Annotated in this window: 18 protein-coding genes, 1 tRNA gene and 1 pseudogene; 13 read left to right on the top strand and 7 right to left on the bottom strand. The window is 50.0% G+C overall.

Going from position 1 to position 24,054, the window contains the following annotated elements:
• Window positions 1-62: 62 nt before the first annotated feature.
• Window positions 63-2,186, bottom strand: coding sequence for a bifunctional 2',3'-cyclic-nucleotide 2'-phosphodiesterase/3'-nucleotidase (locus tag UNDYM_RS14795; RefSeq protein ID WP_162041721.1), 2,124 nt, complete (start codon window positions 2,184-2,186; stop codon window positions 63-65).
• 436 nt (window positions 2,187-2,622) lie between these two features.
• Between UNDYM_RS14795 and UNDYM_RS14790 the strand changes: the two genes are divergently transcribed.
• Window positions 2,623-3,504 carry a patatin-like phospholipase family protein gene (locus tag UNDYM_RS14790; RefSeq protein WP_162044637.1) on the top strand — a complete coding sequence of 294 codons (882 nt, stop codon included), beginning with the start codon at window positions 2,623-2,625 and terminating at the stop codon, window positions 3,502-3,504.
• 126 nt (window positions 3,505-3,630) lie between these two features.
• On the opposite strand, the pseudogene UNDYM_RS14785 reads toward UNDYM_RS14790, so the two are convergent.
• Window positions 3,631-4,112 (bottom strand): annotated as a pseudogene (locus tag UNDYM_RS14785) (C40 family peptidase).
• Window positions 4,113-4,431: 319 nt separating this feature from the next.
• On the opposite strand from UNDYM_RS14785, the gene UNDYM_RS14780 reads away from it, so the two are divergent.
• From UNDYM_RS14780 to greA, 4 genes are all read left to right on the top strand, one after another.
• Complete coding sequence (locus UNDYM_RS14780; protein ID WP_162041720.1) at window positions 4,432-4,836, top strand: heme-binding protein; 405 nt, start codon at window positions 4,432-4,434, stop codon at window positions 4,834-4,836.
• Window positions 4,837-5,159: 323 nt separating this feature from the next.
• Window positions 5,160-6,314 (top strand): glutamine-hydrolyzing carbamoyl-phosphate synthase small subunit, encoded by a 1,155-nt coding sequence (gene carA / locus UNDYM_RS14775; RefSeq protein ID WP_162044636.1) that lies wholly within the window; start codon window positions 5,160-5,162, stop codon window positions 6,312-6,314.
• Between the two features lie 4 nt (window positions 6,315-6,318).
• On the top strand, window positions 6,319-9,537 hold the full coding sequence (gene carB / locus UNDYM_RS14770; protein WP_162041719.1) for a carbamoyl-phosphate synthase large subunit: 3,219 nt from the start codon (window positions 6,319-6,321) through the stop codon (window positions 9,535-9,537).
• A gap of 125 nt (window positions 9,538-9,662) precedes the next feature.
• Entirely contained in the window at window positions 9,663-10,139 is a 477-nt protein-coding gene (gene greA, locus UNDYM_RS14765; protein WP_162041718.1) for a transcription elongation factor GreA, read from the top strand.
• Between the two features lie 131 nt (window positions 10,140-10,270).
• Here greA and UNDYM_RS14760 read toward each other — a convergent pair whose 3' ends face one another.
• Entirely contained in the window at window positions 10,271-10,747 is a 477-nt protein-coding gene (locus UNDYM_RS14760) for a YhbY family RNA-binding protein (RefSeq protein ID WP_110253841.1), read from the bottom strand.
• A gap of 32 nt (window positions 10,748-10,779) precedes the next feature.
• Here UNDYM_RS14760 and UNDYM_RS14755 point away from each other — a divergent pair, with 32 nt between their 5' ends.
• The 6 genes from UNDYM_RS14755 (at window position 10,780) to UNDYM_RS14730 (ending at window position 17,037) form a co-directional block, all read left to right on the top strand.
• Window positions 10,780-11,424, top strand: a complete 645-nt coding sequence (locus UNDYM_RS14755) for an RlmE family RNA methyltransferase (RefSeq protein WP_162041717.1) — start codon at window positions 10,780-10,782, stop codon at window positions 11,422-11,424.
• A gap of 123 nt (window positions 11,425-11,547) precedes the next feature.
• Entirely contained in the window at window positions 11,548-13,437 is a 1,890-nt protein-coding gene (gene ftsH / locus UNDYM_RS14750; protein ID WP_162041716.1) for an ATP-dependent zinc metalloprotease FtsH, read from the top strand.
• Between the two features lie 85 nt (window positions 13,438-13,522).
• Complete coding sequence (gene folP / locus UNDYM_RS14745; RefSeq protein ID WP_162041715.1) at window positions 13,523-14,362, top strand: dihydropteroate synthase; 840 nt, start codon at window positions 13,523-13,525, stop codon at window positions 14,360-14,362.
• A 14-nt stretch (window positions 14,363-14,376) separates the two neighbouring features.
• Window positions 14,377-15,723 carry a phosphoglucosamine mutase gene (glmM, locus tag UNDYM_RS14740; RefSeq protein ID WP_162041714.1) on the top strand — a complete coding sequence of 449 codons (1,347 nt, stop codon included), beginning with the start codon at window positions 14,377-14,379 and terminating at the stop codon, window positions 15,721-15,723.
• Between the two features lie 112 nt (window positions 15,724-15,835).
• Window positions 15,836-15,912, top strand: a tRNA-Arg gene (locus UNDYM_RS14735).
• Between the two features lie 156 nt (window positions 15,913-16,068).
• Window positions 16,069-17,037, top strand: a complete 969-nt coding sequence (locus UNDYM_RS14730; RefSeq protein WP_162041713.1) for a DUF4034 domain-containing protein — start codon at window positions 16,069-16,071, stop codon at window positions 17,035-17,037.
• Between the two features lie 321 nt (window positions 17,038-17,358).
• Here the strand turns inward: UNDYM_RS14730 and UNDYM_RS14725 are convergent, their stop codons facing one another.
• The gene (locus tag UNDYM_RS14725) at window positions 17,359-18,246 is read right to left on the bottom strand and encodes a YafY family protein (RefSeq protein WP_162041712.1); all 888 of its coding nucleotides are present in this window, start codon (window positions 18,244-18,246) and stop codon (window positions 17,359-17,361) included.
• Window positions 18,247-18,448: 202 nt separating this feature from the next.
• On the opposite strand from UNDYM_RS14725, the gene UNDYM_RS14720 reads away from it, so the two are divergent.
• Both UNDYM_RS14720 and UNDYM_RS31230 read left to right on the top strand, forming a co-directional pair.
• Window positions 18,449-19,522 carry a metallophosphoesterase gene (locus UNDYM_RS14720; RefSeq protein ID WP_162041711.1) on the top strand — a complete coding sequence of 358 codons (1,074 nt, stop codon included), beginning with the start codon at window positions 18,449-18,451 and terminating at the stop codon, window positions 19,520-19,522.
• A gap of 383 nt (window positions 19,523-19,905) precedes the next feature.
• Window positions 19,906-21,522: a methyl-accepting chemotaxis protein gene (locus UNDYM_RS31230; RefSeq protein ID WP_162041710.1), complete on the top strand. Its 1,617-nt coding sequence runs from the start codon at window positions 19,906-19,908 to the stop codon at window positions 21,520-21,522.
• 50 nt (window positions 21,523-21,572) lie between these two features.
• On the opposite strand, the gene UNDYM_RS14710 is transcribed toward UNDYM_RS31230, so the two are convergent.
• The 3 genes from UNDYM_RS14710 to wrbA are packed head-to-tail and all read right to left on the bottom strand — an operon-like array spanning window position 21,573 to window position 24,036.
• Window positions 21,573-22,994, bottom strand: a complete 1,422-nt coding sequence (locus UNDYM_RS14710) for an FAD-binding oxidoreductase (RefSeq protein ID WP_162041709.1) — start codon at window positions 22,992-22,994, stop codon at window positions 21,573-21,575.
• Window positions 22,995-23,017: 23 nt separating this feature from the next.
• The gene (locus tag UNDYM_RS14705; RefSeq protein WP_162041708.1) at window positions 23,018-23,428 is read right to left on the bottom strand and encodes a DUF2069 domain-containing protein; all 411 of its coding nucleotides are present in this window, start codon (window positions 23,426-23,428) and stop codon (window positions 23,018-23,020) included.
• Window positions 23,425-24,036, bottom strand: a complete 612-nt coding sequence (gene wrbA / locus UNDYM_RS14700) for an NAD(P)H:quinone oxidoreductase (protein ID WP_162041707.1) — start codon at window positions 24,034-24,036, stop codon at window positions 23,425-23,427. The genes UNDYM_RS14705 and wrbA overlap by 4 nt, the downstream gene beginning before the upstream one ends.
• Window positions 24,037-24,054: the final 18 nt, after the last annotated feature.

The raw sequence follows: 24,054 nt of genomic DNA, 5'->3' as shown, positions 1-24,054 counted from the left end.
CTTCAAACTGAAGTGCGTGCTTGTTCTTTCTTGCTAAACTTTCTTGCCAAATTTCAGCGAGTTTACTTGCTTAAATCTATCGCATATTTGGCAAAGCCGCTGGCATCCAGGGCACCCTCAGATTTGACACGGCTCAGGCCCAGGGCCTGTGCAACCGAAATCTTGCCTGGAGCAGAGCGCAAAATTACAGGTCCCTTGGTCGTTACTTTAACAAAACTCCAGCTCTGGCCTGTGCCATTGGCAGTGCTGGTGATCTTGCCTTGTTTTTTGACGAAATTGCTGACCACAGCCTGATTGGCATCTGGCGATTTGATAATGGTCTTGCTGCCATCAATGCCAGGGAAATTACCGCCACCACCGGCACGATAATCATTTGTCGCAACGATAAAGTCATCATTGTCGCCTACCGCCTTGCCCGCATACGTCAGGTTGACAATGCGCTTGCCTGCTGGCTGGGTAACATCGATCTGGTAGATCAGTGCATTATTGTCTGCATAGAACACATCATAGTTATAGATGGTCGAATAAGACGGCACCAGGTCTTGCTCAGTCGTCAGTGCAGGGTCTATCTGGCCGAATTGTTTTGCTGCGGTTTCCAGCCAGTTCTTCAGGTCAGAGCCCTTGATCTTGACGGCTTGCAGATTGTTATTGCCATACAGGTAAAGATCACCTGGGTTGCGTACTTGCAAACCAAATGGTGTTGCTGGGCTGGCGCCCGGTGCAACGTCAGTAAAGTCTGTTGGTCCATTGCGGCCTGCCTTGAATGGCGCGCTGCATGAAATGACGGGGATGGATTTGTAGCTGGCTATCGTCGCATCATTTGAAGTGGCGATAAAGTTTTTCACATAGTCGATTTGCGCCTGATTGACGATTTGTATGGCAGAGACATCGCCGACCAGGGAAAAGTAGGCAGACATTTCAAAGTCCGTCGTTGTGCCCAGTGCTTGTGTTGCGTAGTTGATGGTGGCTTTGTGTTCGGTGTCAACCAGTGGCGCGATAGAGGCATCTGCGTCAATGATGTTGGTGCCATCTTTATACTTGAAGCCACGTGCTTCTACATTGGTCAGGTCTTTTTGCACTACCCATTTACCACTCTGGTATTTGAGTGTCATTTGTATGATGCCCAGGCGGCGGCCCCAGCTTTGAGCCATGACTGCTGGCACGCCATTGACCAGACCTTTTTTGGTATCGACAATCGCAGCAGGCAGGGCAGCCAGCGAAGCATCGATGGCCGGTGCACCAACTTCTTTAGGTGCTGGGAAAATCAAATGGGCGTGACCCAGCATCAATGCATCGATACCAGTCGTGCTCAGGTGCAGGCTGCCGTTTTCCATTTTTGGGCTGTAGGGCGATGCATCCAGGCCGCCGTGGGACAGGGCGACGACCAGATCAGCACCTTTGGCACGCAGCTCAGGTACATATTTGTTGGCAGATTCTTGCACGCCATTGACGACGACTTTGCCCGCCAGGGATTTTTGATCCCAGTCCATGATTTGTGGAGGCACAAAGCCCATGATGCCGACATTGAGCTTGACATTCATGCTGCTGCCATCAGGCTTGGTGGCGACAAACTGTTTATTGATAATGGAAGTAGGATTGAAGATCGGCTTCTGGCTGCTGGCGCCAACAACATTCGACAAAACCAGTGGGAAGTTAGGCGCGCCACAGGTGCCGGCTTTACTGACATCTGGCAGGCCAAAGTCGGTATTGGTGATCTGACTCAAAAAGCCCAGTCCATAATTGAATTCATGGTTCCCCAGGCCTGCACCATCATATTTCAAGGCATTCATGACTTTATAGATGGCTAGTGTGCCGCTGCAGGTGACGGGTGCTGCCAGTGCCTGATAATCGCCAAGCAAAGTTCCTTGTATGACATCGCCGTCGTCGAGCAGGATATTATTGGGATTTTCTGCGCGTGCATCCTTGATCAGGGCGGCGGTTCTTTCCAGGCCCAGGCTGGTATCGGCTTTCAGGCCGTAATAATCGTAGCTGAGTATGTTTTGATGGATATCCGTGGTTTCCAGCAGGGCCAGTTTGACGACGGTCCCTTCCGGTATGCTGTTGGGATCGACGGCAGGCGTTACATTGGTTGTTGTGGTCGGGTTGCTGCTGCCACAGCCAGCCAGGGCAAGAGCTACCAGTGCCGCGATAGGAGTGAGGGGCGGTAGCCAGGAAATTTTTTTCATAAAATCTTTCAAGAGTAGCTTCAGACATCAAATGTTTAACGAATGGTGTCTCCGCAAGTTGCGGGACTTTCCGGATAATTGGGTCGGTAATTACGCGACAAGTGCGGGATTATCAATACTAATTATTTCTATGGCATGACATATAAATATGTGAATGCCGCATATCATGATTTTGTGATATTTGGCTTGAAGGTGAATTCATCAAATCGGTAGTCTGCCTATGGTGATTTGGTCTGTTCAGCAGTTTTTTTCAGCATGCCCGGTGCTATGGCTATTTTAGAAATATAATCACGCACCTGCAAAAAAATCCCTTTCGCCGGAACTTGCACCTCATTTACTGTTGAAACTTAGAAATCACATGTCGCGTCTATTTTCCCGTCCATCAGCTTTGGCTGCTGGTAAAAACTCTGTTTTTGTCCGTCTCGCCTTGCCGGTAATGCTGGTATTTGGCCTGTCTGCCTGCAATACTTCGCCACAACAGGCAACACCTGCCGCGACGCCCGCCATCCCTGCGGCAAAGACACTCAAGCCCATACGCATAGGCCTGGCGCTTGGCGGCGGTGCGGCGCGTGGGTTTGCCCATATAGGTGTCATCAAGGCGCTGGAGTCGCAAGGCATCAATCCTGATGTTGTGGTTGGTACCAGTGCGGGCAGCGTAGTCGGGGCCATGTACGCGGCTGGCAATAATGGTTTTGCCCTGCAAAAAATGGCCCTGGACATGGATGAAGTGACCATCTCGGATTGGTCGCTGCCTTTGTTTTCCAAGTCCAGTGGTGTATTGAAGGGTGATGCCCTGCAGGCCTACGTAAACCGTCTGGTGGTGCAAGCCCCGATAGAAAAACTGCGCAAGCCATTTGGTGCTGTAGCGACCGACCTGGCAACTGGCCATGCAGTACTTTTCCAGCGCGGGAATACGGGTGCGGCAGTGCGTGCTTCGTCGGCTGTGCCTGGCGTATTTCAACCTGTGAAAATCAATGATCGCCTGTATGTTGATGGTGGTCTGGTATCGCCAGTGCCGGTACGTTTTGCCCGTGAAATGGGGGCTGACCTGGTGATTGCCGTCAATATTTCTTCGCCGCCTGAGCCGCTGGTTTCCAATGCGACTCTTGATGTGTTACTGCAAACCGTAGCCATCATGGGGCAGAGCATTAATCAGTTTGAGTTGAAGCAGGCCGAGATAGTGATACGCCCGGAATTGCCGGGTATGAAGGGTAACGATTTTAATGGCCGCAATCTGGCTATCCTGGCAGGGGAAAAAGCGGCAATGGCAATGATGCCAGAGATTAAGCAAAAGATTAAGGCGATGCAGGAGCGCTGATCTGACGGAGATGAGGTAAAGGAGGGAAGATAAGGCAGGGCATGATTTGCTCTGCCTTTATTTTTTGAGGTTGGGAAAATCTGTAGTTAGAACTGCTTGGTACTAAATAATTTATTTTTATGCTAATTATTTGACTTCATCATCATTGATGCGGCGTGCGCCATTGAAGCGTTTTTTCCAGTAAGCGATGTCCATGCTTTCCACCCTGACCTGGCCGCCTGCTGAAGGGGAATGGATGAATTTGTTGTCACCCAGATAAATGCCTACATGAGAAAAGCCGCGTTTGAGCGTGTTATAAAAACCAGATCGCCGGGCTGCAAATCCTTTTGTTCTACGTGTTCGCCTACTTTACTGATTTCTGCTGAGGTGCGTGGCAAATTGGCGCCGACCACATCTTTGAATACATATCTGACAAAACCGCTGCAATCGAGGCCATTTTCAGGTGAGTTGCCGCCGCGCTTATAACGTATGCCCATCAAATCCATGGCTTTGACTGTGAGGTCGGATGCGCGTTGCTTGATTTCTTGCAGTTTGGTGTAGGCGGTCGAGGACTCGGGGAAGGGATTGTCTGCGCTCCAGGCTGGGTTAGCCGCTGCTGCTAGCAGCATAGTTGAGATAAGCACTAATTTGGCTTTCCTTGATATTCTGGAAACGGTTATTAGCATCTTTGCACCTGGTTGGAAAAACCGCTCAACTGTAAGCGAACTCTGAAAAAATGTAAACTATTTGGGATACCTTTCTGAGTAACAATAAGTTTCCGCTATTTACTTAAAATAATGACAATATGGTCAGGGGTTTTGTATCAGGCTGATTTCTGGCCTGGCGCTGAATAGGACTCAATAAGCTGGCTAAATTGGTAAAAACTGTTTGTATACCTAAGCGCAATTGCTTGGCGTACAATCCGCAGAATTTAATGGAGAGGTATTTATGCAAACAAAACCCGTGATGACACTGGATGATGTCAAGAAGATTGCTGCTGCTGCCGAGGCGGAAGCCAAGGCCAATAACTGGCCTGTCGTGATCGCTATCGTAGATGATGGTGGTCATTTGATGTGGTTGCAGCGTCTGGACGGCGTCGCCCCGATTTCTTCGCAAATTGCCCCAGCCAAGGCTGCTACTGCCGCACTGGGCAAGCGTGAGTCAAAAATCTATGAAGATATTATCAATAATGGCCGTTATTCTTTCCTGAGTGCCCCTCTGGAAGGCATGCTTGAAGGCGGCGTGCCAATTATTGTCGATGGTCAATGCGTTGGTGCGGTTGGTGTTTCAGGCGTCAAGTCGGCGGAAGATGCACAAATCGCCAAAGCCGGTATTGCTGCTCTGGGTCTGTAATTCAAATATTTACATTGAATAACACATTCTGTTTTGCGGGATGGTGTCAGGGATAATTTCTGGAAAATTATTAACGCACGCTCGTACACTATTGAGTTTGCAAGCAATTTCACGGCCCATCAGGCATTTCGTATTTGCCTGATGGGCCGTTTCGCGCTATAATTCGAGGGTTTAACTAATCCGAAATCTCGCCGTAGCGCCTACCCAAATTCACATCGCTCCATCATCTTTCCAGGCTGCGCGGCAATTCATGCGCGGCCAGGGAAACGACAGCTTGGGGCGTCGCAGCGGCGGTAACAATACAGGAGTTGCCCTTGCTGCCCATTCCGCAGTCCCTTCTTCGTTCCGGCCAGGACACCGCTATACTTGCTCTCGCCGATGGAAGCATTTTCACTGGATATTCGATTGGCGCTGCCGGTCAGACCATAGGTGAAGTTGTCTTCAATACCTCAATGACTGGCTATCAGGAAATTTTGACTGACCCCAGTTATAGTTCCCAGATCGTTACCCTGACGTATCCGCATATTGGTAATACCGGCGTCAATGCCGAAGACGTAGAGTCTGACAAAATCCATGCAGCCGGTTTGATCATTAAAGACCTGCCTTTGCTGGTATCGAATTTCCGCTCTGAACAATCCCTCTCTGATTATCTCAAATCCCAAAATATTGTCGCTATTGCCGGTATTGATACCCGCAAGCTCACACGTATTTTGCGTGAAAAAGGTGCCCAGGGTGGTGCTATCCTGGTAGGTGCTGATGCTGAAAAAGCCATCGCACTGGCCAAGTCTTTCCCTGGCCTGTCTGGCATGGATCTGGCCAAGGTCGTGTCTGTCAAGCAGGCATACAACTGGACAGAAGCTGAATGGGTATTGGGCCAGGGTTATGGTCAGTTGCAAAACCCTAAATTCCATGTTGTTGCTTTCGACTTTGGCGTCAAGCGCAATATCCTGCGCATGCTGGCCGAGCGCGGCTGCAAGGTTACTGTATTGCCTGCGCAATCCAGCGCTGCTGACGTGCTGGCACTGAATCCTGATGGCGTGTTTTTGTCGAATGGTCCTGGCGATCCTGAGCCTTGCGATTACGCGATTGCTGCTGCGAAGGAATTGATAGAGAAGGGCGTTCCTACCTTCGGTATCTGCCTTGGTCATCAAATCATGGCGCTGGCATCTGGTGCCAAAACCCTCAAGATGAAATTCGGTCACCACGGTGCCAACCATCCTGTGCAGGATCTGGATACCAAGCAGGTATTGATCACATCCCAAAACCACGGTTTTGCAGTCGATGCGGCAACTTTGCCAGCCAATTGCCGTGTCACCCACGTGTCTTTGTTTGATGGCTCGCTGCAAGGCTTTGCCCGTACTGATAAACCAGCTTTCTGCTTCCAGGGTCACCCTGAAGCCTCACCAGGTCCGCATGATATTGCCTACCTGTTTGACCGCTTCACTGCGATGATGACCAAGGCAAAGACAGGAGAATAAGAGAATGCCAAAACGTAACGACATAAAAAGTATTTTGATTATTGGCGCTGGCCCCATCATCATTGGCCAGGCTTGCGAATTCGATTATTCCGGCGCACAGGCTTGCAAGGCTTTGCGTGAAGAAGGTTACCGCGTGATTCTGGTTAACAGCAATCCGGCAACCATCATGACTGACCCGGAAATGGCCGATGTGACTTACATCGAGCCTATCACCTGGCAAGTTGTTGAGCGCATCATCGCCAAGGAAAAGCCGGATGCGATTCTGCCTACCATGGGTGGCCAGACCGCACTGAACTGCGCATTGGACTTGCATCGCAACGGCGTGCTGATCAAGTACAATTGCGAACTGATCGGTGCTTCTCCTGAAGCCATCGACAAGGCTGAAGACCGTTTGAAATTCAAGAACGCCATGACCAAGATTGGTCTGGGTTCTGCGCGTTCCGGCGTTGCCCATTCCATGGATGAAGCATGGGTAGTGCAAAAGGATGTGGGCTTTCCTGTCATCATCCGTCCATCGTTCACCATGGGTGGTACAGGTGGTGGTATTGCCTACAACCCGGAAGAATTCGAAACGATTTGCAAGCGCGGTCTGGAAGCATCGCCTACCAATGAATTGCTGATCGAAGAATCGTTGATAGGCTGGAAAGAATATGAGATGGAAGTCGTGCGCGACAAGGCCGACAACTGCATCATCGTCTGCTCCATCGAAAACCTGGATCCTATGGGTGTGCATACCGGTGACTCCATCACGGTTGCACCAGCGCAGACACTAACCGATAAAGAATACCAGATCATGCGTAATGCCTCTTTGGCAGTGCTGCGTGAAATTGGTGTTGACACCGGTGGTTCCAACGTACAGTTTTCCATCAACCCTGCCGATGGCCGTATGATCGTCATCGAGATGAACCCGCGTGTATCGCGTTCATCTGCGCTGGCATCCAAGGCAACTGGTTTCCCTATTGCCAAGATTGCTGCCAAGCTGGCAGTTGGTTTCACGCTCGATGAATTGCGTAATGAAATTACGGGTGGTGCTACGCCAGCTTCTTTCGAGCCTTCCATCGATTACGTCGTTACCAAGATCCCACGTTTCGCATTTGAAAAATTTCCACAGGCAGATAACCGCCTGACGACGCAGATGAAATCTGTTGGTGAAGTGATGGCGATAGGCCGCACCTTCCAGGAGTCTTTCCAGAAAGCCCTGCGTGGCCTGGAAGTTGGCGTCGATGGCATGAATGAAAAAACCCAGGACCGTGAGACCCTGGAAAAAGAACTGGGTGAGCCTGGCCCGGACCGTATCTGGTATGTTGGTGACGCTTTCGCTCAAGGCTTTACTCTGGAAGAAGTGCATCAACTGACGCATATCGATCCATGGTTCCTGGTGCAGATCAAGGACATCGTCGATATCGAATTGTGGCTGGATGAACAGTCACTCGACAGCGTTGACAAAGCCCTCATGCTGCAACTGAAGCAAAAAGGTTTCTCTGATCGTCGTCTGGCAAAATTGCTGAAAACGACAGATACAGCGATTCGTGAAAAGCGTAAAGCTTTGAACGTGCGCCCGGTCTACAAACGCGTGGATACTTGCGCCGGTGAATTTGCCACGAATACAGCCTACATGTATTCGACGTACGAAGAAGAATGCGAATCGAATCCGACCGACAAGAAAAAAATCATGGTATTGGGCGGTGGTCCTAACCGTATCGGCCAGGGTATTGAGTTTGATTATTGCTGCGTGCACGCGGCATTTGCAATGCGCGAAGATGGTTATGAAACCATCATGGTCAACTGCAATCCTGAAACCGTTTCTACCGACTACGATACATCTGACCGTCTGTATTTTGAACCACTGACACTGGAAGATGTACTGGAAATCGTCGATAAAGAAAAACCAGTTGGCGTCATCGTGCAATATGGTGGTCAGACACCTTTGAAACTGGCGCTGGATTTGGAAGCGAATGGCGTTCCTATCGTCGGTACTTCACCAGACATGATCGATGCTGCAGAAGACCGCGAACGCTTCCAGAAAATGCTGCAAGACCTGGGCTTGCGTCAACCGCCTAACCGTACAGCACGTACGGAGGCTGATGCTTTGGCACTGGCGCAAGAAATCGGTTATCCGCTGGTGGTGCGTCCATCTTATGTACTTGGTGGCCGTGCGATGGAAATCGTCCATGAGCAACGTGATCTTGAGCGTTACATGCGTGAAGCCGTCAAGGTGTCGCATGATTCTCCAGTCTTGCTCGATCGCTTCCTGAATGATGCGATTGAAGTGGACGTTGATTGCCTGTCTGACGGTGAGCGTACCTTCATTGGTGGTGTCATGGAGCATATCGAGCAGGCTGGTGTTCACTCTGGTGACTCCGCATGTTCCTTGCCGCCATATTCCCTGTCACAAGAAACCATTGCTGAACTCAAGCGCCAGACTGCGCTGATGGCAAAAGGTTTGAATGTCGTTGGCCTGATGAACGTACAGTTTGCGATTCAGCAGCAAGATGGCAAGGACGTCGTATTTGTGCTGGAAGTGAATCCACGTGCATCGCGTACCGTGCCGTATGTATCCAAGGCGACCGGTTTGCAACTGGCAAAAATTGCTGCACGTTGCATGGTTGGACAATCGCTTGATTCACAAGGTATCGGTGCCGAAGTCGTGCCGCCTTACTTCAGCGTCAAGGAAGCCGTATTCCCGTTCGTGAAGTTCCCGGGCGTTGATACCATTCTTGGCCCAGAGATGAAATCGACGGGTGAAGTCATGGGTGTGGGTAAAACCTTTGGCGAAGCTTTCGTGAAATCGCAATTGGGAGCAGGCGTGAAATTGCCAACGTCCGGCAAGGTATTCCTGAGTATCAAGAACAGTGATAAGCCACGCGGTGTCAAAGTGGCCCGAGATCTGGTGGAGATGGGCTTTTCCATCGTTGCCACGCGTGGTACGGCAACCGCGATTGCTGCTGAGGGAATTCCTGTGTCAGTGGTGAACAAGGTTGTCGAAGGCAGGCCACACGTTGTTGATATGATCAAGAACAATGATATTGCCATGGTCATCAATACAGTAGAAGAAAAGCGCAATGCCATTACTGATTCACGCGCTATCCGTACCTCTGCATTGATTGCCCGTGCAACAACATTCACGACCATCGCCGGTGCAGAAGCTGCGGTCGAAGGCATGCGTCATCTCAATGAATTGCATGTTTATGATTTACAAGGCCTGCATAAAACCTTAAACTGATAGAAATAACAGTGTCCCTGACTTGGTCGGGACACATGAACTTCGATACAGAGGTCACAAATGGCATCGGTAATGCTGGTGTCTGATGTGGCCTCTGTATTTTTACTTTTAAAAGTGTGAATGTCATGAGTACAGTACCTATCACCAAGTTTGGTGCAGAATTGCTAAAACAAGAATTGCATAAACTGAAAACCAAAGAGCGCCCAGATGTGATCAATGCGATTGCTGAGGCACGCGCACAAGGCGATTTGTCTGAAAATGCCGAATATGATGCCGCCAAGGAGCGCCAGGCTTTCATTGAGGGCCGTATCGCTGAGCTCGAAGGCAAGCTTGGTTCTGCGCAGATTATTGATCCTAGCGAACTCGATGCTGAAGGGCGCGTCGTATTTGGCTCCACAGTCCACCTGGAAGACCTCGAAACTTCGCAGAAAGTCAGCTATCAGATCGTTGGTGAAGATGAAGCAGACTTGAAATTGAGCAAGGTCTCCATCACTTCTCCTATCGCACGAGCCTTGATAGGCAAGTATGCCGGCGATGTTGTTGGTGTACAGGCACCTGCTGGTGTGCGCGAGTATGAAGTGCTGGATGTGATGTACGTTTAATCAATTCATATTCAGTCTGTGAATATGAATTTCTGCAGCGGTTGATGCAACAGCTGTTTAAGCGTACAGAGAGGTAATTACCCGGCCAGGTCAGGCCGGGTTGTACTGATTGATGTCAGCAGTATTGAAGCTTAGCTGTTGGCCAGAGATGATTTTTTTGCACTGCTTTGGCGTGGTTTTGCGCGCTTGATATTGCCACCCTGGGTGACGCGCTCATTGCCTTTGACCATGACTTTGGACACGGTAGGTTTTTTGGTTCCGCTTGGGCTGGGCTTGACGATAGTAACTTCGCGCATGCCTTTACCTTTTTTAACCAGTTTGGTTTCTTTTGTGCCTTCCAGTTTGGGACGGTAAACCACCAAAAGTTTACCTATATGTTGTACTGGGGCTGCATTCAGCTCGGCGCAGATGGTATCGTACATACCTATGCGTGCTTCTCTATCATCGCCAAATACGCGTACCTTGATCAGGCCATGGGCATTCAGGCCAGCATCAATTTCTTTGATAACAGCAGGAGTCAATCCAGCTTCGCCGATTAATACGATAGGTTTCAGTGCATGTGCTTCGGAGCGGAGTTCGCTTCTTTCAGCGGGCGTAAGTTTTAACATAGTAATTCCTTTAAAAGCAGTATTTTACGCGAATGGCAAAGAATAAATTCAATCAAAATTGGGTTCACGACCATATTAATGATCCTTATGTGAAACTTGCACAAAAGGAAGGCTATCGTGCACGCGCCGTTTACAAGCTAAAAGAAATAGATGAATCAGAAAAATTGATACGCCCGGGGCAGGTTGTGGTCGATCTCGGGGCAACCCCAGGCAGCTGGTCTCAGTATGTAAGGAATAAGCTCGCAGGTAAAGAAGGTGGTGGCATCCTGGGTGAGATTTTTGCCCTTGATCTTTTGCCTATGGAGCCTATCGCTGATGTGCAATTCATCCAGGGCGACTTTCGTGAAGATGAAGTGCTGGATCAATTGGAATCCAAATTGTTGGGGCGCAAAGTGGACTTGGTATTGTCCGATATGGCCCCAAATCTGTCTGGCAACTCAACAGTTGATGCGGCGCGTGTCGAATATATTATCGAGCTCGCAGTGTCTTTTTCCAAGGCGCATCTTAAGCCGGGCGGTGCTTTGTTGGTGAAATGCTTCCATGGTCCCAGCTATAACACGATAGTGACATTATTTAAAGATGAGTTCAAAACTGTACTCAACAAGAAGCCAAAAGCCAGTAAAGACAAGTCTTCCGAGATCTTTTTGCTCGGAAAAGGCTTGAAAAATCCCGAATAATTGAATTTACCTCTTGATAATCATCAATATTGCCAACATATGCTGGCTAGCAAGCTCTACCCAATGGGGGTAGAATGAACGTTTACAGTATCAAATGGCGCATCCTGCGTTCAAGGAGTTCTCGTGAATAATATGTTTTCAAAAGCTGCTATATGGGTGGTGGTTGCCCTGGTGCTTTTTACACTTTTTAAGCAGTTTGATGGAAAAAGCAGCGGTATAGGCGTTACATCCGTTGCGTATTCCGAGTTCCTCGATGAGGTCAGGTCCAAGCATATCAAGGAAGCGACCATTGATGAGGCCAACCGCACCATCGTGGCGACCAATTCTGAAGGTAAAAAGGTCAAGTCCCAGATTACTGTGCTGGACAAGGGCTTGATACGTGATCTGGTGGATAGTGGCGTCAAATTTGATGTCAAACAGCCCGAAGAGCAGTCTTTCCTGTCACAAGTCTTCATTTCCTGGTTCCCGATGCTCTTGCTGATCGGTGTCTGGGTATTTTTCATGCGTCAGATGCAGGGCGGTGGCAAGGGTGGGGCATTCTCTTTTGGCAAGTCCAAAGCCAGGATGCTGGACGACACCAACAATAATGTGACCTTTGCGGATGTCGCCGGTTGCGATGAAGCCAAAGAAGAAGTAAGTGAAATCGTTGATTTCCTGCGTGACCCTACCAAGTTCCAGAAACTTGGTGGCCGTATCCCGCGCGGCGTGTTGATGGTCGGCCCTCCAGGTACTGGTAAAACTTTGCTCGCACGCGCCATTGCTGGTGAGGCAAAAGTACCTTTCTTCACGATTTCCGGTTCTGATTTCGTTGAAATGTTCGTTGGTGTGGGTGCTTCCCGTGTCCGCGACATGTTTGAGAATGCCAAAAAACATTCACCTTGTATCATTTTTATCGATGAGATTGATGCTGTTGGCCGCCATCGTGGTGCTGGCATGGGTGGTGGTAATGATGAACGTGAACAGACATTGAACCAGATGCTGGTGGAGATGGATGGTTTTGAGGCCAATTCCGGTGTCATCGTGATTGCTGCTACTAACCGTGCTGACGTACTGGATAAAGCTTTGCTGCGCCCAGGCCGTTTTGACCGTCAGGTTTCTGTTGGCTTGCCAGATATCCGTGGTCGTGAACAAATTCTTAATGTCCACATGCGCAAAGTGCCTATCTCTGCGGACGTCAAGGCAGATGTGCTGGCGCGCGGTACACCAGGTTTCTCTGGTGCTGATTTGGCCAATCTGGTCAATGAGGCGGCATTGTTTGCAGCGAGACGCAATAAACGTCTGGTTGAAATGATGGATTTTGAAGATGCCAAGGACAAAATCTACATGGGCCCTGAACGTCGCTCCATGGTCATGCGTGAAGAAGAACGCAGGAATACTGCGTATCACGAGTCTGGTCACGCAGTGGTTGCCAAGCTTTTGCCAAAGGCTGATCCCGTCCATAAAGTGACTATCATGCCGCGTGGTTTTGCCCTGGGTGTAACCTGGCAATTGCCTGAGCATGATAATCTGAGTGGCTATAAAGACAAAATGCTGGAAGAAATATCCATTTTGTTTGGTGGTCGTATTGCAGAGGAAATTTTTGTAGGCCAGATGTCCACTGGTGCGTCCAATGATTTCTCTCGCGCTACTAAACTGGCACGTTCCATGGTGACGCGCTTTGGTATGTCCGACAGCATGGGCGTGATGGTTTATGAAGATAGCCAGAGTGAAGGTTATTTTGGCGGCCCATCGAAAACGATTTCCGAGGCAACCCAGCAAAAAGTGGATGCAGAAATTCGTAGTATTCTGGATACTCAATATGCTTTGTCGCGTAAACTTCTGGAAGAAAATCGTGACAAGGTAGAGGCCATGACCAAGGCTTTGCTGGATTGGGAGACCATTGATGCTGACCAGGTTAATGACATCATGAATGGTATAGATCCACGTCCGCCAAAGCAGAGCCAGTCAAGCAACCGTCCTTCCTCGGGTAGTTCTTCCGGTGGTGTGTCGCCTAATGCAACTGCACCAGCTTGAACTGACGTACAAAAAACACACAATTAATTCTTGAATTTCTTGTACAAGGGTGGGGGTCATTCCTCACCCTTAGTCTTTTTAAAAAATGAAATATTTCCAATGTGGCCGTTTCCGCTATCCCTTAAGTGGAGCCCAGTCCAGAACACTGGTCATGGGTGTGCTCAACATCACGCCTGACTCTTTTTCTGATGGCGGCAAATACCTGAACCTCGAAAGCGCCATCGCCCGTGCTGAACAGATGATAGAAGATGGTGTCGATATCATCGACATCGGCGGTGAGTCAAGCCGCCCTGGCTCTGCTCCTTTACCGCTGGATGAAGAGTTGAGCCGGGTCATGCCTGTCATCTATGCCTTGCGTGACTGTGGTAAACCCTTGTCCATAGACACATACAAACCCGAAGTCATGCGTGAAGCGCTGATTGCAGGCGTCGATATGATCAATGATATCAAGGGCTTCCGCTCACCTGCATCCATCGCTGCCGTGCAAAATGCAGAAGCTGCCTTATGTGTCATGCATATGCAGAACACGCCAGAAGACATGCAAGTCAGTCCTGAATATATAGACGTTAATCAGGACGTGAAAACTTTTTTGCGCGATAGACTGAATGCGTTGACAGATGCCGGCATAGAAGCCAATCGCATCTGTCTTGATCCTGGTTTTGGCTTTGGCAAAACCCTGGAACATAATACAGCCATGTTCAAGCACTTGCCGCAATTCCAGCAAGAGCTGGGCTTGCCTGTGCTGGTTGGCGTTTCACGCAAATCCATGATCGGTGGTTTGACAGGCAGGGCTGCACCAGAACGCATGGCAGGCAGTATCGCAGCAGCCCTCCTGGCAAAACAGATGGGCGCAAACATTATCCGTGTGCATGACGTGGCAGAAACTGTCGATGCATACAAAATCTGGGATGCATTATCCCCTTGATGAGCAGGAAGAATATGAGCAGAAAATATTTTGGTACAGATGGCATACGTGGCAAAGTGGGTGTCGCACCGATCACGCCTGATTTCGTCATGCGCCTCGGCTATGCCGCAGGCAAAGTGCTGGCGCAAGCCAATGTCACCGGCGACGCCCGCCCCACAGTCCTGATCGGCAAAGACACCCGTATCTCCGGTTATTTGCTGGAAGCCTCGCTGGAGGCTGGCTTTGCCGCCGCAGGTGTCGATGTCATGCTGTCTGGCCCGGCACCGACGCCCGCAGTGGCTTACCTGACGCGCGCATTGCGTTTGTCAGCAGGTGTTGTGATCTCGGCCTCGCATAATCCGTTTGATGACAATGGCATCAAATTTTTCTCGGCCAACGGCAACAAACTGGCTGATGAGGTTGAACTGGCTATCGAAGCTGAGCTCGAACGTCCCATGCAATGTGTGAGCTCTGAGAAGCTGGGCAAGGCACGCCGTCTGAATGATGCGAATGGTCGCTATATAGAATTTTGCAAAAGCACCTTCCCGGCAGAGCTGGATTTGCGCGGCCTGAAGATCGTTGTTGATTGCGCCCATGGTGCTGCTTACGATATTGCCCCACATGTTTTCCATGAACTGGGCGCAGACGTGATTGCCATAGGCAATCAACCGAATGGCCTGAATATCAATGACAAGGTCGGCGCAACTTCGCCAGATGCCTTGTCACTGGCGGTGCGCGCCAATCACGCCGATCTGGGTATAGCCCTCGATGGTGATGCTGACCGTTTGTTGATGGTGGACAAGCACGGCAAGATTTATAACGGTGACCAGCTCCTGTACCTGATGGTGCTGGACCGCATGGCAATAGGCAAAGTTGAGGGCGTGGTAGGCACCTTGATGACGAACATGGCAGTTGAAGTGGCGTTCAAAAAACTCGGTGTGGGCTTCGCCCGCGCCAAAGTCGGTGACCGTTACGTGCTGGAGCAAATGCAGGAACGTGGCTGGCTGCTCGGCGGTGAAGGTTCTGGTCATCTCCTGTGCCTGGATAAGCATACTACCGGTGATGGCATCGTCTCAGCCCTGCAGGTATTGTCGGCTCTGAGGCGCAACGGTAAGAGCCTTGATGCCTGCTTCGATGATCTGCAACTGTTCCCGCAAACCTTATTGAACATCAAAGTGCCAGCCGGTTTCGACTGGCAAAAAAATGAAAAGCTGGTTGCAGAGAAGCAAAAGGTTGAAGCCGAACTCGCAGACCGGGGCAGGGTATTGATACGCGCATCCGGCACCGAGCCTTTGGTGCGCGTGATGGTGGAAGCAGTGGACGCCGAACTCGCCTCCACCAGCGCCCGCCGCCTGGCAGATTGCATTCCACCTGCAATCTAAGTAAATTAGCTGTCAGCAGTGGTTTCATTCTTGAAAGTGAGAGCGATACCATGTACTATTCAGCCTTCAGTTTTTGGGCTCGCAAACATCTGTTTTGCTAGCCATCAACAGACTGTCCATAGCTCAGTTGGATAGAGCACGAGCCTTCTAAGCTCGGGGTCGTAGGTTCGATTCCTACTGGGCAGGCCAAAAAATAATGAAAACCCTTGCCTACGCCGCAGGGGTTTTTTTATGTGTGTGCCTGTTAAATAGTTGCTATTCATGAATTAATTTGCGATTATTTGCATATACTTAAACTTAGGTTCTCCGATAATGCATTTAAAAAAACTTAGCCTGGGCTTGATCATGTCCTTGATGACATTGATCACACAATTTTCTTATGCCGACGAAGCTGAGAATAGAGAAAAAATTGAGAATGAAGTAAAAGAATTGTCCATTAACGGAAAATTTGCCGAGCTCGAGCAAATGGCAACAGCTTTTCGTGATCCTCAAGCCCGCACGTCGAGTGGATTATGGAAGTTAACACTCTTTTATGTAGGGCTATCAAAATCATTCAGGCATAACACTAATGATGACGAGGCATGGTCTGGAATAGAAGGGCGCATAAAAAAATGGCAAAGAGCGTACCCTAATTCTGCTGCTGCTCAATTAGCTTATGCTGAAATGCTGATCAATCGTGCCTGGACCGCCAGAGGTAGTGGCTTTGCTGGTGATGTGCAAGAAAAAAACTGGAAGCCATTCTATACATACGTAGAAAAAGCGAGAGTGTATCTTGAAGCACATAAAAAGATAGCCTCTAAGGATCCATACTGGTACCAGCAAATGGAGGGAATCGCCAAGTACCAGAGCTGGCCAGAAAATAAGATGGAGGCCTTGATAGATGAGGGCCTCAGTAAAATGCCTCAGTTCTATCCTCTGTACTTTGATGCCATTGATTATTACGCACCCAAATGGGGTGGTAGTGCTGATGCGATAGAGAAATTTGCTCGTAAGGCGCTGGAGCGTACCGAGGCTGTTGAAGGGTATGGTATGTATGCGAGGATCTACTGGTACGCCGCGCAGACACAATATCGTAACAGGCTGTTTACTGAATCACAGGTAGATTGGACGACTATGAAAAAAGGGATTGACGATGTATTGAAAAAATATCCCGATGCATGGAATATCAATCACTTCGCCAAGTTTGCCTGTGATGCGAAAGACAAGGGTAAAACCGCCGAACTCATAGGCATGATCAAATCGGATGTGCTGCCAGGAGTCTGGGGTTCACAATTTGCCTTTGAGCATTGCCGGCGCTGGTCTGCTATTCCCTGAGCTAATTGTCGAACCTTGCTAAAAAGGAGTGGCGCAATTACTTCGTTTTGCCTGCTCCTGGTGTCGGGTAGTGCGTCTGTAGTGTTTGTCTCATCAACTCAAAAATCTTTTTTTCAGCAAGTGTAAAAGGTAAAGTGCATTGCTGGCGGCGCTGGCTTTGCATCCTGCTCCCATTTGATTTGCTTCATTTTACGTAATGTCAACTTGAGTAAATGTTGCAGTTCGCCATCATCGCTTGCTTCAGGGGCTTTTTTCTTTTGCCTGGTTTCTGAAATTGAATGGTAGTGATGAAATTGCAGAAGAGTTGGGATCGCATATCTTCTAGATATTCATTTTCTGATATCCCGGTGCCAGTACTGCATTACTTACCTCATCAAGCACGCTCAGATCGGCCAGCCTCAATCTGGCGTTGCTGCCGTCAAGTTTGCCATCTGGTGAGCAATCGACTTGCCACTGACGCAGGACGTAGCCAGCGATAGCAGCCCGTAATTTGACTTCGAGCTGGCCATTTTTCATCCCATAGTCGCGCATGATGGACTCTGGATGCTGGTGCGAGGGATGGGGCTGTAATTCGATATGGACTATGCGTTGCCATTGATCATCGGCAGCGAGTTGTTCATGTGCTTGCAGCGCGTGACTTCTATCGCCTGGCTTGATATCTGTGATGTCATCCATGCGTGTCAGTACCAGGTCGCGGAATTCTTGTTTGCTTCTGTCATAGGCCCGTACGTGCCAGCGCAGGCCAGAATCCACCAGTGCCAACGGGACAATTTCCCGCTTGGATGGGCCGGTTTTCATGGAGTGATAGGTCAGCCTTAGTGGGTATTCGCCACGAATGGCGCGGGTTACTCTGGCCAGGTCCTGCAGTGCCGGTTGATTCAGGCGGTTGGGGATGTCGTGTGCCAACAAGGATGTGCCAGTGCCACGCTCGCCATCTCCAAATCCTGAGCACAGTGCTGACAATACTCTGTCTGCCTGATGTTGAAACAGGGGCTGGAAGTTCTCCTGATAGTGATACATTTTTCCTTCATACAGCACATTGCCGGGTGCCAGTTCCCGGTACAAAACCAGGTCGCGCGTGCCAGCCGCTGAGGCTATATCAAAACGGTCCATGACGTCTTTTCGTGTGACGTTACCAAGAAACCACAAGCGAAACTCTATAAATGCGAGACGTTCGCGCTGGGCTGCGGGCAGAGTTTCCAGATGCATGATGCTGATCGGTTGGTGAATTGTATCGAATATTTTAACATCGAATCAATTTGATGCTATTATTCAATTGGATTTAAAATGAAATCAAATTGATTCGATGTTGGTAGTTGCTGGTACTGCAACTTTGTGCTGCCGCAAGATATGCAGTCACTTTGATGGCTTCTGGAAAGCTGTAGCGTGGTAACAGAATAAAAGGAAAATGATGAGTCTGATTCAACAACTGCCGTCTGGCCCGCTGGATATTATTGGCGATATTCATGGCGAATATGAAGCCCTTTGCAACTTGATGCATCACCTTGGTTATGATGCCGATGGCAAACACTTGGATGAGCGCAACTTGGTATTTGTTGGTGACTTTTGCGATCGCGGACCAGATAGCCCGGCTGTGCTGGCATTGCTTGAGCGCCTGGTCAAGGCGGGCAGGGCAGTAGCGGTATTGGGCAATCATGAAATGAATCTATTGCGCGGTAGTGCCAAAGATGGTGCTGGCTGGTTTTTTGAAGAGCGAGCAGTCAGGGATGAACCCAAGTACGCGCCTTTCAAAAGGCTGGATACCGCAAAGAAAGCAGATACCCTAAATTTTTTAGCATCTCTGCCCGTTGCGCTTGAGCGCGAAGATCTGCGGGTAGTACACGCAGCATGGATCGCGGAGCATATAGAAGGAATACGTCATCTTGCTCTGGGCAGCGTGATGGAAAATGACCGCCGCCTGGACGCCGACACGCGGCAGTTGGCGCAGGAATTTTCTGCGCAAATGCAGGCTGAACTGGCTGCACACAGTCCCGGCCTGGAAAACCCGGATCATCTGCCACCATTCATGCATGCTCATGCAGCATATGATGTTCTGATGCAAATGCATAATCCTTTGAGGGTGCTGACGTCTGGAGTAGAAAGTAAATGGCATGAGCCTTTCTATTCTGGCGGCAAATGGCGTTTTGTGGGGCGTGAGCAATGGTGGAATGCATACACAGAGCAACTGCCCGTGGTGGTTGGTCATTATTGGCGTCGCTTCAATGCGTTTGACCGCGTCCATGTTGGCAAGGGTGGCGAAGACCTGTTTGAGAATACATCGCCGCTTGCATGGCATGGTGTAGCCGGCAATGTGTTTTGCGTTGACTTTTCTGTTGGCGGTCGCTGGTCTGCGAGAAAAAATAAAGATTTTCCTGAGTCGGATTGCAAGCTGGCTGCATTGCAATGGCCAGAACGCTCCTTGTGTTTTGATGATGGTCAGGTCATGCAGACGGTGTCGTTCAAGCTGGCTACACCTGGTCCATAGAAAATAAATTTTCATCTGAGGCTGTGAATTGTTTTTGCCGCGTGCATAAATACCTGAGTGGGCAATGAGTATGCAAAAAGGCGTTGTGATTTTGAGTCGATGTTGCAATTCGTCATCATTGACGCATGTGTACGGTCTTTTTTTCAGGCTATACTCTGAGCAAGTAGTACCACTTATTGCTCAGGGAATTCGATCTTAATTCTTTACTGGCAGGCCTATTCAAATTGCTATTACGAGTGCATGTAGAAGCAGGTTTTTTCTGAAGTTTTGCGTGTTGAAAATATAAAAATCAGAGTGCGTGGAAAAATTGGGAGGTACTCTCAATTCTTCTCTTGTTAATCTGATATTCATCCTTCGTTAGTTGCGGATACTCAGGAAAATGTATGAATCAATTGTCACGTTTGAAGATTAGTGGTCGCCTGGCTCTGGGTTTTGGTCTGGTCATCTTGCTGTCCTGCGGTTTGCTTGTCCTTGGCTTGTTTCGACTGAGCCAGTTGCAGGCTTCAACGGATTATATTTTCAATACCAAGGTCGCCAGTCTTGATGCTGCCACGGATATGCGTGAGCAGGGGCGGGCTCTGGCGCTGGTGCTGCGCAAAATGACGGCCCCCAGTGACATGGCAGAGGCCGAACGCGAAACCAAAAGGCTGGCCAAGATACTGGAAGGCTATGATGCCTCTGAAACTTCAGCAAAGAAATTAATAGACGATAAAGAGGGTAAAGATACCCTGCAAAATTCTCTTGATCAAAAACGTCAGGTGCTGGCGATTGCCAACAAGATCAAAAGCCTGGTCGCAGAAGGAAATTATTTCGACGCAGCATCTGTATTGCAGACGGAATTCAATGCGCCAAACGAAAAATGGATGCAGGCGCTGACAGAGCTGGCCAGCCAACAGCACAAGGCGATGAAGGCTGCTTATGATGAGTCGCTGACCAACTACAAAAATGCCAGGCTGGGGATGCTGGTTATTGGTATTTTGACGATAGTCATAGGCTCTGTTGCTGCATGGCTCATAGCAAGAACCATTGCTGGCCCGATCAAACGCTCTGCCATTATCGCTGACCAGATTGCCAATGGTGATTTGACTCAGCATGTAGAGGCGAGCGGTACGGATGAAATAGGTGATCTGTTGCACTCCCTGCAAATGATGCAGGAAAATCTCTTGACTACGATCTCCAAGATCAAGACAGGTACCGAAACCATTACCGTAGCCTCGCAAGAGATTGCCTCAGGCAATGCCGACTTGTCCAGCCGCACAGAATCTCAGGCCAGTTCACTGGAAGAAACAGCAAGCTCCATGGAAGAGCTGACCAGCACCGTCAGGCAAAATGCCGACAATGCCCGCCAGGCCAACCAGCTCGTGGTCTCGGCTTCCAGCGTTGCAGTAAAAGGTGGTGAAGTCGTAGGCCAAGTGGTCAATACCATGGGCTCGATCAAAGAAAGTTCACGCAAGATCGTCGATATCATCGGCGTCATTGATGGCATCGCCTTCCAGACCAATATCCTGGCCTTGAACGCTGCGGTAGAAGCTGCCCGTGCCGGTGAACAAGGTCGCGGTTTTGCCGTGGTCGCTGCCGAAGTGCGTAATCTCGCACAGCGCAGTGCCAGTGCAGCCAAGGAAATCAAATCCCTCATCAGTGACTCGGTCGATAAGGTTGATCAGGGTAGCAAGCTCGTCGATGAAGCAGGCAAGACCATGGATGAGATTGTCACCAGTGTCCAGCATGTGGCCGACATCATGAGCGAGATCACGGCAGCCAGCCAGGAGCAAAGTTCAGGCATAGAACAGGTAAATCTGGCGATTACGCAAATGGATGAAATGACGCAGCAGAATGCGGCTTTGGTTGAACAGGCAGCAGCAGCGGCAGAGAGTATGGAAGAGCAGGCCGTAGAATTGACGCGCGCAGTCAGCGTGTTCCAGTTGCCAACCAATATGCAAGCTGCTGAAGTGGCTGGCCCACAGGCACGCCGTTATACGCCTAGGCAATTGACGAATTGAAATTTATTCTCGCCTCAACGCAGTTGGTACAGCAAATGCATTGAGGCGGTTTACAAGACCTTGCCTGGATTCATAATATTCTGTGGGTCCAGCGCCATTTTGATGGCGCGCATCATGCTTAATTCCAAGCCGGATTTATACAGCCTGATCTCATCGCGTTTCAACATCCCCAGTCCGTGCTCGGCAGAAATCGATCCTTTGAACTGATGCACCTGGTCATGGACTATGCGGTTGATGTCGGCCTGTTGCAGGATGAATGTCGCATCGCTGCTGCCAGCAGGCGCTGAGACATTGTAGTGCAGGTTGCCGTCCCCCATATGACCAAAGCAGACGATCTGGCAACCCGGAAATGCAGCTGTTAATTCTGCATCCGTGATGTGTATGAAGCGTGGGATTTGCGACACCGGGATGGAAATATCGTGCTTGATATTCTTCCCCTCCCTGGCCTGAGCTTCAGAAATATGCTCGCGCAACTTCCATAAGGTTCTTGATTGGTTGACCGAGCTTGCGCAGACCGCATCGGCGGCGTCGCCATCATTGATCGCTTGCTCCAGCACTTGCTCGATGAGGGCAATTGCATGGCTTTCTGATTCGTGGTCAGACATTTCCAGCAATGCATAATAAGGATAACTGCGAGGATGGCTGCGCCCGAATGGATGCTGTAGTTGCGGGAAATGCTTGAGTACCAGTTGCAGGCTGAAGTCAGAGATCAATTCAAATGCAGTCAGGGTCGGTCCCAGTGCGTGTTGACAGTGCTTGAGCAGGTCCAGGGCAGCATCCGCACTATCAAGTGCTGCGAATGCGGTAATCTGGGCGCGGGGTTGCGGGAATAATTTCAACACGGCGGCTGTGATAATGCCCAGCGTACCTTCGGCGCCTATAAACAGGTCGCGTAAATCGTAACCCGTATTATCCTTGCGCAGGCCGCGCAAGCCATCCCAGATGTCACCCTGGGCAGTGACGACTTCCAGCCCCAGGCATAATTCCCTGGTATTGCCATAGCGTAGAACTGCGGTGCCGCCAGCATTGGTCGAGAGATTGCCACCTATGGTGCAACTGCCTTCCGAGGCCAGTGACAGGGGAAATAATCTCTGCTCTTCGCTCGCTGCTGTCTGTACCTGCGCCAGCAGGCAACCAGCCTCGACTGTAATCGTATTATTGGCGACATCCACCGCCAATATGCGATTCATGCGTTTCAAGGAGATCACTACAGCCAGGCCTGTCTGATCAGGTATGCTGCCCAATACCAGACCGGTATTGCCACCCTGTGGTACGCAGGCGATTTTATGTGTTGCGCACAGCCGCACCAGGCTTGCCACTTCATCGGCAGACTTTGGTAGCAGCACTGCCATTGCCTTGCCGAGATAGCGCTGGCGCCAGTCCATCAAATACGGGTATTGGTCTGACGCATTCGTGATGACGAAATCATGGCCCAGAATCTTGATGCAATCAGCAAGAAATTCAGCGTGCATGATATCGTCTTCGCTTGCCGGGGTCACTGTTCTGCTGCCTTTGCTACATTTGCTGCATTCACTTTTGCCAACGCCTTTGCGGCTTTTTTCAAGGGGCGTAAATACAGGATGACCGCAATAAAGAACAAGATGGACAAGCCAACTTCAGCCAAAGCCAGTGCTACGGACAGGGAGCTACGGTCACTGTAGGCCCTGACTATACCCTCGGTGAAGTACAGCCAGATCAGCATCGAAGACCACTGCATGGTGTAGTTATCGCGCTTGAGTACGCCGCGCAATGGTATCAGCAAGGGCAGGGTTTTAAGCACCATCCATGACCCACCCGGGCGTAAAGGTGCCAGAAACCATTCCCAGCAAATGCACAGGAGCAGCAAGGCAATCAGGCTGGCAGAAGCGAGCAGGTAATATTTTTTCTCTGGTGTGGCCGTGCTCATGCTGCAGCCTGCAATTTTTTACTGACTTCTGCCAGGCGTTTGCCCAGGGCGATTGCCAGTTTGCGGCTTTCTTCTGAAATAGCTTGTGCACCATCCTGGCCTGCCCAATGAGTTGCGCCATAAGGACTGCCGCCGGTTGAAGTTGTCATCAGTTCAGCATGGCTATAGGGCAAGCCCAGCATCAGCATGCCGTGATGCATCAGTGGCAGCATCATGCTGAGCAGGGTTGATTCCTGGCCGCCGTGCATGCTGCCGGTGGAGGTGAATACGCAGGCCGGTTTGCCAGTCAGTGTGCCAGAGAGCCAGTCGGCGGCAGTGCCATCGAGAAAATACTTCAGGGCTGCCGCCATATTGCCAAAGCGGGTGGGTGAGCCCATGGCAAGCCCGGCGCATTCCTTGAGGTCAGACAATTCCACATAGGGTGCGCCATCTGACGGTACATCAGAGGCGGTTGCTTCTGCCACTGTGGAAACGGCTGGCACAGTACGCAGGCGGGCATTGCAGCCCGGCACGCTTTCTATGCCCTGGGCAATAAATTCTGCCATTTTTCTGGTATTGCCATGCCGTGAGTAAAATAAAACTAAAATCGTGAGTTCTTGTGTAGTCATGCTTGTATTATAGAAGCC

The sequence above is a fragment of the Undibacterium sp. YM2 genome (assembly GCF_009937975.1).
Classification (GTDB): domain Bacteria; phylum Pseudomonadota; class Gammaproteobacteria; order Burkholderiales; family Burkholderiaceae_D; genus Undibacterium.
The sequence above is the reverse complement of the archived record's forward strand: the minus strand, read 5'-3'. Positions and strand labels throughout refer to the sequence as shown.